The organism is Halomonas sp. ND22Bw, from assembly GCF_003011945.1.
Lineage (GTDB): Bacteria > Pseudomonadota > Gammaproteobacteria > Pseudomonadales > Halomonadaceae > Halomonas > Halomonas halophila.
In genome coordinates, this window is record NZ_PXWD01000923.1 from 1 (window position 1) to 270 (window position 270).

The 270-nt window shown below is 62.2% G+C and carries 1 protein-coding gene; it reads left to right on the forward strand.

What is annotated here, in order from left to right; translation table 11 throughout:
• Positions 1 to 270 (forward strand): hypothetical protein (locus CVH10_RS26045; protein ID WP_181244605.1); only part of this gene is annotated, 270 nt, incomplete at both ends.

Consider the following 270-nt stretch of genomic DNA (forward strand, 5'->3'; position numbering starts at 1 on the left):
GATGCTGGCCAATGTAGACGCTGCCCATTACGGCTGGCAGCAGGAGCTGGATGCGCACACCCCCGCCTTTTGGCACCGGCTGGACCCTGAGGCCCGCTTCGTGCTGGTGTACGAAGACCCTGCTGCCTACGTGGCCCGCGCCATCATCGCCGCAAAGGAGCAGCGCAACGGCGTGCCCGAACCGTTGGAAGACCTGCTTGCACAGTGGCATGCCAGCCATGTTCTGCTGCTCAATACCTTTTATGCCATGGATGGCAACGCCGTACTGGT